This window comes from Candidatus Phycosocius bacilliformis, from assembly GCF_003112735.1.
Taxonomy (GTDB): Bacteria; Pseudomonadota; Alphaproteobacteria; order Caulobacterales; family Aquidulcibacteraceae; genus Aquidulcibacter; species Aquidulcibacter bacilliformis.
Genome location: NZ_BFBR01000002.1, coordinates 457,300 through 465,667, shown reverse-complemented (window position 1 = coordinate 465,667; position 8,368 = coordinate 457,300). Strand labels below are relative to the sequence as shown.

Sequence of the window (8,368 nt, the reverse complement as noted above, 5' to 3'; positions counted from 1 at the left end):
TTGACCGGACGGGTGTGGAGCGTGGTCAGGTGTTGTGTAAGCCTGGCAGCATCAAGCCACACAAGAAGTTTGAAGCTGAGGCCTATATCCTGACGAAGGAAGAGGGTGGCCGTCACACGCCATTCTTTACCAATTATCGTCCCCAATTCTACTTCCGGACGACGGACGTGACGGGCATCTGCATGTTGCCAGCGGGCGTGGAAATGGTGATGCCTGGCGACAACATTAAGATCACGGTTGAACTGATCACCCCGATCGCCATGACCCAGGGTCTGCGCTTTGCAATCCGCGAAGGCGGCCGCACCGTTGGTGCAGGCGTTGTGGCTTCGGTCATCGAATAAGAATTAACTCCAGTCAAACGAATGAACGCCCCGACCGAAAGGTCGGGGCGTTTTTATGTGCGGCACAAGATCCCGGATCGGCTACCGCCGTCCGGGATGACACCACTATGTATAATTCAGCTTTTTTAACGGTGTCATCCCCGCCGGAGCGTCAGCGCAGAGCGGGGACCTCAGGGTATATTGCGCTCTCCCCTCGCCCCCTAAGGGGGAGAGGGGACGGGGGAGAGGGGACGGGGGTGAGGGGGTGTCCGAAATGACAGGGGTGTGGGTAGCTTTTCATCTGGAACCGTTTTGGTGCATCTTCCGTTTCACCAAAACGGATGGTCGAGTTTGAGCGCGACATCTGGGTCGTCAAGTGCGCAGCTTTGCTGCGTCGCGATGCGATCGGTTTTCACAGAAAACCGACACTTGACCACCCAGCTGTCGCCATAACAATTGAGAGTGCGGTTTGGTGGACCATAGGGATCACCAAAGCGCTTCCAGACAAAATACCAAACCAAAACGATGTCATCCCCGCCGAAGCGAAGCGCAGAGCGGGTATCTCGTTGAGCAAGGGCGTCCCATGATCCCGGACCGGCGTCCGCCGTCCGGTATGACAGCACTTTGTGATGCGCGCTGTGCCAACCAGTTCAGGCAAAGAATGCTGCAGCGCAGCATTTAGTATGCGCTTTCTAAAATGGGGCGGTAGAAGGGTCTCATCACAACAAAGGGCTGCTCCTCCCCCATTCGCGGCCCTCACAAGGAGAGACCAAAATGACTGAAGCCACCAAGGTGACTGAAACCGTTGAGACCGCCCGTAAGGAAGGCCTCGAAATCGCGCGCAAAATCTGGCTGGCTGGCGTTGGTGCCTATGGCCGGGTGTATCAAGAAGCCGCTGGCCGCGTTGAAAAAGTGACCGGTGCTGCCAACGAATTGTTCGACCAGCTGGTTGAAAAGGGCGAGCAAGTCGAAGATCTGGTTCGCGCCAGCATCTCCAAGAATGAAGCCGCTGGCAAGGTGACCGAATATGTCGAAAAGACCACTGCTCAGGTCAAGACCGCGTCGGAAACCCGCATCAACGATCTCGAAGAGCGCTTTGAAGCCGTTCGCAAGACCGTTCTGGAAAAGGTGACCCCCTTTGTCGACAAGGTCGCCCCGCTCAACATCTTCTCGCTGGGCCATCAAGTTGAAACCCTGACCGCCAAGGTTGAGGCATTGACCGCCGAAATCGAAGCGCTGAAGGCCAGCAAAGCCCCAAAGGCTGCCAAAAAGTCTGAAACTGAAGCCGCCTAAGCTTCAACCATGATCGGGGTCGATGAACCCCGTCACGGGTAACATGATCAGAGCCGCCGCGCGTGCAATCAGTGCGCGCGGCGTTTCTGTAGCCGGGGCATCAAACTCAAGCCGTACCAGCTGGAATGACAAACCCAACGCCATCTGATTGACCAAACCGTCAAAGGCTTCATCACTGGTCTTGATGGTGCCTTCGTGGCGAAGGGCATTCAAAAGGCCGGCAGCGGCGGTTTGATGAAGCGCGAATAAATGGCGAATGTGATGGGAAAGACGCGGATCGCTGCGCACCAAAGTGATGGGCTCACGATAGGCAAATCGAGCATCCCAGATTTCTTCCACCAGAATGTGGATCCAGGTCCAGACCGCTTCGATTGTCGCATCTGGACCGCGGCATTTGTCCAGTGCAGCGGCTTTGATGGCTTCAAGCTCTTCGCTATGGGCGGCCAAAAGTGCCGCGGCAATCTCGGTCTTGCCTTTGAAGTGGTAATAAAGATGCCCCGGCGACATCGACAAATGATTGGCAATATCGACCGCCGCCAAGGCCCCAAAGCCCTCGGCATTGAACAAATCTCGCGACTTGGTGAGAATTTTGTCCTTGGTTGGGCTGGCTCCACTCATATGTCGGCACCCTAAAGCTGATTTCGGCAGCCATCATAGGCGCAGAAGTCAGAAAATCGAAACCGGATCGGACTATTCACAGCACAAACAACTTCACGATTGGCAAATGCCGTCATAACCTTGCGTCAAACAGGCACGCAAAGCCCTGAGCGCGGCAGATGTCCGGGCCCAAGAGGATTGCGGCGGGGAGGTCTTTATGTCGAAACAGAAAATCAATCTGGGTGATGAAGCCGCACAAAACACCGTTGCGCTGACGGCCATGATGGGCCTGGCACGGGAGGATTTGTTGGGGGCCGTTGCCCTGATGATGCGCGAAGTCACGGCCAAGCCTGCCACCACAACCAAGCACCTCAAGGCGCTGGGTGATGATGTCATCAAGATTTTGAAGAATGAGAGCGATCTGGCACCTGATGCCAAAGACAAGCGCTTCATGGACATCACGTTCAAATATAATCCGATTTATCGAATGGGCATGCAATATTATCTCGCGGTCCAAAAGAATGTTGGCACATGGCTGGCGGATTTGGAACTCGATGAACTTGAACGGGCCCGTGCGAGCTTTGTGTCGCAGATGATCATCGACAGCATCTCGCCGACCAACACGCTGATCGGCAATCCCGCCGCGATCAAACGCGCCTATGAAAGTGGCGGCATGAGCCTGATTAAGGGGCTACAAAATGCCTATCGCGATTTGACCGAGAATGGCGGTCAGGTGAGCCAGGTTGACAAGCGGCCGTTTAAAGTGGGCGAAAACCTCGCCACTTCAAAGGGTTCGGTCGTCTATAAATCTGAGATGATGGAACTGATCCAATATGCGCCGATGACGGATCAGGTCCACGCTATACCGTTTTTGATCATTCCGCCTCAGATCAACAAGGCCTATGTCAACGATTTGTCGCCCGATAAGAGCATTGTGCGCTTTTTGGGCTCGCTTGGCCTCACCACTTTCCTGGTGTCCTGGCGTAATCCGCGTGTGGAACATCGCGATTGGGGACTGGCCGAATATGTCGATGAACTGATCAAGGCCAGCGATGTGATCCTTGACATCACCAAGTCGAAAAAACTCAATGTGTCTGGGGCTTGTTCGGGGGGCATCACCACCGCCACCTTCTTGTCCAAGCTCGCAAGTCTTGGCGATACACGGGTCAATGCCGTCAGCCTGATGGTCAATGTGCTCGACCCACAAAAGGATGATTCAGAAGTCGGTGCCTTGGTGTCTGAGCATGGCATTGAATTGGCCCGCCAGCGGTCGGCCAAGAAGGGCATATTGGAAGGCGATTCGCTTGGCCGGATGTTTGCCTGGATGCGGCCCAACGACCTGATCTGGAATTATGTCATCAATAATTATCTGATGGGCCAAGACCCGCCACCATTTGATGTGCTGTTCTGGAATAATGATACCACCAATCTGCCCGCCAAATTACATTCCGATTATCTGGATATGTATCCCAAACAGCCATTTGCCAATCCGGGGCAGGTTGAGTTCGCCGGCCATATCGTTGATCTGACCAAGGTCACCAATGATTTGTTCGTCATTGCCGGGGTGACAGACCATATCACACCATGGAAGGCCTGCTATCGCACGACCCAATTGGTGGGATCAGAGAATATCGAGTTTATTCTGTCCCACTCCGGCCATATCCAGGCCCTGCTGAACCCACCGGGCAATCCCAAAGCGAAATATTATCGCAATGAGGGCAAGCCACCTGCGACCACCGATGAATGGATGGCCGGGGCGAAAGAAGTGGCGGGCTCTTGGTGGCCCTTGTGGGGTGAGTGGCTGAAAGCCCGCTCTGGCGCGATGAAGGCGGCACCCGCCGAAGTCGGCAATAAGCGTCACCCACCAGGCGATCCCGCACCCGGCCGCTATGCCTTCAACGACTGAGAAAAGCCCCCCCTAAACCGTCCACGCGAGGGACAGGCCGGGCAAGAGGGATTGAAGAGTAAGGGTTTGGCAACCAATCTGGCCAAGCATTCAGGTCCTGCTATTTTGTCGGCTGGATTGAGAAAAGGGAATTTCACGTGTCAACACAAACGCATACCTCAGTCCGCCATGGCCATTATGAGCGCGTAACGCTGGGTGGGCGAACGGTCCGAGCCGCCGTCTGGCGCGCCCATTTGCCCGGTATCGCTGGCAAGGACCGGCCACGCCCCATCCTGTTCTTCAATGGAATTGGGGCCAATATCGAATTGATGGCACCTCTGGCAGATTGGTTTGCCGATCGCGACATTATCACGTTTGACATGCCCGGTGTGGGCAAGTCGCCCAATCCGATCCTACCGTATCGGCCTTGGATGATGTGTGCCTTCGCCGTTGAATTGCTAGATTATTTCGGCTTTGGCGTTGTCGATGTCATGGGCGTCTCTTGGGGTGGCGCGATGGCGCAGCAATTTGCTTGGCAAAATCCCAAACGTACGGGCCGTCTTTTATTGGCCGCCACCAGTATGGGAATGGTGATGGTTCCTGGCGATCCCGAAGTCCTTATGAAGATGGCGAGCCCACGCCGCTATGTCGATAAGGATTATATGCTGGCCAATTTCCGGACTTTGTATGGCGGCGAATCCAAGGGATCAGATGGACATGCTTCACGCCTGCTACCCCCGTCAACCATCGGCTATATGCAACAACTGGCCTGCATGATGGGCTGGACCAGTGCGTGGTTCCTGCCATTCCTGCAAACCAAGACATTGGTGATGATGGGCGATAAGGACCGGATTGTCCCTGAAATCAATGGCCGCTGGATTGCCAGTTTGGCCCCAAATGCGCGCCTGCATATTGTGAAGGGCGGGGGGCATTTATTCCTTGTATCTTTTGCTGAAACCATCGTGCCCGTGATGCGCGACTTCTTTGATGAGGGCGAGGTTTGGCATGGTAAAACCGGCGATGACCACGGCCACTCGCAAGCGGCCTAATAGGCGTATGCGCGCCACCCTGTGGTGGGCTGGGATCTTTGTCGGGGCCTTCACGGTGGGGCCAGTCCATGGCGAAATTGTTGCAAGCCGGCCCGACCATATGAGCCTGTCTTATGCGGTCGAGCTTAATGGTGACCGTCAGGTCGCTTGGCAACATTTGACAGAGATCAACACATGGTGGTCGTCTGATCACACATATTCGGGCAAGGCTGAGACACTTTCCCTGCAGCCTGTAGCCGGGGGGTGTTGGTGCGAGACATGGGCCGGTGGCAGTGTCGAGCATGCCCGCGTGGTGCTGGCCATGCCGGGCCGTTTATTGCGCCTTGAGGGCGGTTTTGGGCCTTTGCAGGGCCTTGGTGTCAGCGCGATCTTGACGTTTGAACTCAAACCATCCGATGATCCGAACCACACGCGTCTTAAGGTGAGTTATGTTGTCAACGGGTCGTCTTTGTCAGGCTTGGATGGTCTGGCCGGACCTGTTGACGCAGTGATGGGCGCACAAATCGCCAACCTTGCAAAGCTCAAATGAACTCGCCTTCCCAAATCCACACGCTCTTTGATTACAGCCAGCGCCGCCGACCGTACCAGACAGAATTGCCGGCCAATTGGATTCAGACCTCCACCTTAACCCGTGACCATGGCCAGATCATCTGGCAGGATTTGCAGCCTGGCGACTTTGCCCACGCGATTGAGGAAGAGGTGGCTCGCGCACAGGCGCGTGGGGCCGACATGCTGGAATGGAAGCTTTATTCCCATGATGAACCAGCTGGCCTGCGGGAGGCCTTGATGGCGCAGGGGTTTGAGGAACAACCTGTCGAGGACATTCTTTTCCGGCGGTCTGACCCTGGCCCAATTACACGTGTGCCGGGGCTGGAAGTGGTGCGAGTGACCACATATGATCAGGCTGAAAAATGCTTTAACCTTGCCTTACAAGCCTTTGGAAATAATTGGGATAAGTCACCTGAAGACTTGTTGAAGTGTGCGTTGACTTCCGAGCCTTTCTGGCTGGGCATCTATGAGGGGCATGGCGTGTCCATGGGCCGTCTCAGCCTCACCAAGGGCAGCGCTTTTGGCGGGCTTTATGGCGGGGCGAGCCACCCAGATTTCCGCCGTCGCGGCTTTTACCGCCCCGTGGTGCAGGCCCGAATGGCACACGCGGCCGCACACGGCCTTGAGTATGTATTTTCTGAAAGTCTGCCGACCAGCCAGCCAATCTTGCGGGCACTCGGCTTTGAGACCTTGGGCTATGTTCAAGGTTTTCTGCGTCTGTTCCCCACCTGAGGATTGGCGGGGCAGGGGGTGGCAATCGTGTGGATGAGCACCTAGATAGCGCGCATGGCTGAAACCTTTTCCCCTGATGACCTGCCTGCTGATAAAGCTGCCCGCTATCGCGAGGTGGCTGCGATGATTACCTCGGTCGTGGCAGGCGAAACCAGCCATACCGCCCGTTATGCCACAGCCGTCAGCCTTTTGGTGCAGGCATTTGGCCCGCGCTTTTTCTGGACCGGCTTTTACGTGGTGGATCCCCTTAAACCGACTGAGTTGGTTGTGGGTCCTTATCAGGGTACGTTGGGCTGTTTGCGTATTCCGTTTGGCAAGGGTGTATGTGGGGCAGCAGCAGCGTCTGGCAAAACCCAATTGGTCAAGGACGTGCATGCTTTTCCAGGTCACATTGCCTGCGACAGCCGCTCCAACAGTGAGATTGTTGTGCCAGTCTATGATGCCGAGGGCGCACTGGCCGCTGTTTTGGACGTTGATTCAACCGAGCTTGCGGCATTTGACGACGTCGACCAAGCAGGCCTTGAAGCGATTTGCGGCGTTTTGTTGACAGCTTGAGCTTTAGCGTTGGGGGCACGAGATTTGGCACCACCGCGTCAAAGTTTTCTTGATGTGATCCCCGCCCGGGCCAAGTGTGTTGCGGGGACCATGGTGCGCATGTGCGCCACGAGATCCCGGATCGGCTACCGCCGTCCGGGATGACAACGATTTGTATAATTATGCTTTTTTAACGGTGTCATCCACGCCGGAGCACAGCGCAGAGCGGGGACCTTGGTGCGCACGTGCGGTATGAGGTCCCGGATCGGCTATCGCCGTCCGGGATGACAACGGTCTGTATAATTAAGCTTTTTTGACGGTGTCATCCCCGCCGGAGCGTAGCGCAGAGCGGGGACCTTGGTGCGCATGTGCGGTATGAGGTCCCGGACCGGCTACCGCCGTCCGGGATGACACATCTCTGTATAATTGAGCTTTTTTAACGGTGTCATCCCCGCCGGAGCGTAGCGAAGAGCGGGGACCTCCATAGGCCATTGCCAAACGCGCTTCAGATCTCAAGCGTCACAATCCATGATCAAGCCCCAGCAAATCAGCGCTATCGGCCCAGAGTTTGGCGCAGGCCTCATCATTGCGGGCAAGATCTGACGGATCGGGCCACGTCAGACGGCCACGGCGTAAAGCCGCATAGACTTTACCCTGCGGGGCAGTGGCACCTTCTGCCAAATGCGCCAGCCCGCGGCCGGCATTTCTCATCGTGTTGAAGCCTGGCGAGAATGGGATCACCATCGGCAGAATCGGCCAGATCAGATTTCGTATGGCCCAGGAATGATGCCGCACAAGACCCGTGCCAGGCGTCGCGCCGGGGTCATAGGCAAACACCTGCCAGTCCCGGCTGATGGCCTCAGCTGAGCGGGCCAGAAAACGAGCCGTCATCACATTGCACAGCTTGGAGGATGAATAGGCCCGCATGCCCGCCCCTAGGTCAGATTTTTCGGGTCGGTCTTCCCGTTCCGGATAGGCAAGGCGATAGGCATCGGCATGGCGGGGCGGAGGCACGCCGGTTTTTTCGCGCGGGTCATGCGTGCCGCTTGAGGTGATCACAATTCGAGCCTGCTCTGCAAGGCGAGGCATCAAGAGACGCAGCATCAGATAATGTGCCAGATGATTGCTGGCAAAAGTCGTCTCAAAGCCGTCCTCGGTTCGACCAGCAGCGGTCGGGGACTGTCCCCCCGCATTGAGGATGAGGTGGGATATCGGACCATCGGGCAGGGAGGCCACAAAAGCCCGCACGCTCTTCAATGAACTGAGGTCGAGGTGAGAGCCAAGCCAGCCGTCCGGCACAGCGACCATGTCGCGCGCCCCCATGATTTTCAGTCCCTCTGCTTTGAGACACTGGGCCGCCACCCGGCCTAATCCCCGTGTTCCCCCTGTCATCACAATCAGCATGGCTT

Annotated in this window: 10 protein-coding genes; 7 read left to right on the top strand and 3 right to left on the bottom strand. The window is 56.3% G+C overall.

Annotation, left to right across the window (positions count from 1 at the left end):
* On the top strand, positions 1 to 341 hold a 341-nt coding region (locus tag PbB2_RS05530), incomplete at its 5' end, for an EF-Tu C-terminal domain-related protein (protein WP_478210021.1).
* Positions 342 to 649: 308 nt separating this feature from the next.
* On the opposite strand, the gene PbB2_RS16230 is transcribed toward PbB2_RS05530, so the two are convergent.
* Entirely contained in the window at positions 650 to 943 is a 294-nt protein-coding gene (locus PbB2_RS16230) for a hypothetical protein (RefSeq protein WP_145959869.1), read from the bottom strand.
* A 151-nt stretch (positions 944 to 1,094) separates the two neighbouring features.
* Between PbB2_RS16230 and PbB2_RS05520 the strand changes: the two genes are divergently transcribed.
* Complete coding sequence (locus tag PbB2_RS05520) at positions 1,095 to 1,613, top strand: phasin family protein (protein ID WP_108984268.1); 519 nt, start codon at positions 1,095 to 1,097, stop codon at positions 1,611 to 1,613.
* A gap of 3 nt (positions 1,614 to 1,616) precedes the next feature.
* Here the strand turns inward: PbB2_RS05520 and PbB2_RS05515 are convergent, their stop codons facing one another.
* Positions 1,617 to 2,231: a TetR/AcrR family transcriptional regulator gene (locus PbB2_RS05515; protein ID WP_108984267.1), complete on the bottom strand. Its 615-nt coding sequence runs from the start codon at positions 2,229 to 2,231 to the stop codon at positions 1,617 to 1,619.
* A 196-nt stretch (positions 2,232 to 2,427) separates the two neighbouring features.
* Here PbB2_RS05515 and PbB2_RS05510 point away from each other — a divergent pair, with 196 nt between their 5' ends.
* The 5 genes from PbB2_RS05510 to PbB2_RS05490 all read left to right on the top strand — a co-directional run bounded on the left by PbB2_RS05510 (position 2,428) and on the right by PbB2_RS05490 (position 6,980).
* On the top strand, positions 2,428 to 4,116 hold the full coding sequence (locus PbB2_RS05510; protein ID WP_108984266.1) for an alpha/beta fold hydrolase: 1,689 nt from the start codon (positions 2,428 to 2,430) through the stop codon (positions 4,114 to 4,116).
* Between the two features lie 137 nt (positions 4,117 to 4,253).
* Positions 4,254 to 5,144, top strand: a complete 891-nt coding sequence (locus PbB2_RS05505; protein ID WP_238164867.1) for an alpha/beta fold hydrolase — start codon at positions 4,254 to 4,256, stop codon at positions 5,142 to 5,144.
* The gene (locus tag PbB2_RS05500) at positions 5,116 to 5,673 is read left to right on the top strand and encodes an ATPase (protein WP_133245729.1); all 558 of its coding nucleotides are present in this window, start codon (positions 5,116 to 5,118) and stop codon (positions 5,671 to 5,673) included. Before PbB2_RS05505 ends, PbB2_RS05500 begins: the two co-directional genes overlap by 29 nt.
* Complete coding sequence (locus tag PbB2_RS05495; protein ID WP_108984264.1) at positions 5,670 to 6,425, top strand: GNAT family N-acetyltransferase; 756 nt, start codon at positions 5,670 to 5,672, stop codon at positions 6,423 to 6,425. Before PbB2_RS05500 ends, PbB2_RS05495 begins: the two co-directional genes overlap by 4 nt.
* A gap of 54 nt (positions 6,426 to 6,479) precedes the next feature.
* Positions 6,480 to 6,980 carry a GAF domain-containing protein gene (locus PbB2_RS05490; protein WP_108984263.1) on the top strand — a complete coding sequence of 167 codons (501 nt, stop codon included), beginning with the start codon at positions 6,480 to 6,482 and terminating at the stop codon, positions 6,978 to 6,980.
* 498 nt (positions 6,981 to 7,478) lie between these two features.
* On the opposite strand, the gene PbB2_RS05485 is transcribed toward PbB2_RS05490, so the two are convergent.
* Positions 7,479 to 8,363 (bottom strand): SDR family NAD(P)-dependent oxidoreductase, encoded by an 885-nt coding sequence (locus tag PbB2_RS05485; protein ID WP_108984262.1) that lies wholly within the window; start codon positions 8,361 to 8,363, stop codon positions 7,479 to 7,481.
* Positions 8,364 to 8,368: the final 5 nt, after the last annotated feature.

Coding starts and splice junctions, on each gene's coding strand:
- PbB2_RS05490 (WP_108984263.1), top strand. CDS start 6,480: ATGGCTGAAACCTTTTCCCCTGATGACCTGCCTGCTGATAAAGCTGCC.
- PbB2_RS05500 (WP_133245729.1), top strand. CDS start 5,116: ATGACCACGGCCACTCGCAAGCGGCCTAATAGGCGTATGCGCGCCACC.
- PbB2_RS05495 (WP_108984264.1), top strand. CDS start 5,670: ATGAACTCGCCTTCCCAAATCCACACGCTCTTTGATTACAGCCAGCGC.
- PbB2_RS05510 (WP_108984266.1), top strand. CDS start 2,428: ATGTCGAAACAGAAAATCAATCTGGGTGATGAAGCCGCACAAAACACC.
- PbB2_RS05485 (WP_108984262.1), bottom strand. CDS start 8,363: ATGCTGATTGTGATGACAGGGGGAACACGGGGATTAGGCCGGGTGGCG.
- PbB2_RS05520 (WP_108984268.1), top strand. CDS start 1,095: ATGACTGAAGCCACCAAGGTGACTGAAACCGTTGAGACCGCCCGTAAG.
- PbB2_RS05515 (WP_108984267.1), bottom strand. CDS start 2,231: ATGAGTGGAGCCAGCCCAACCAAGGACAAAATTCTCACCAAGTCGCGA.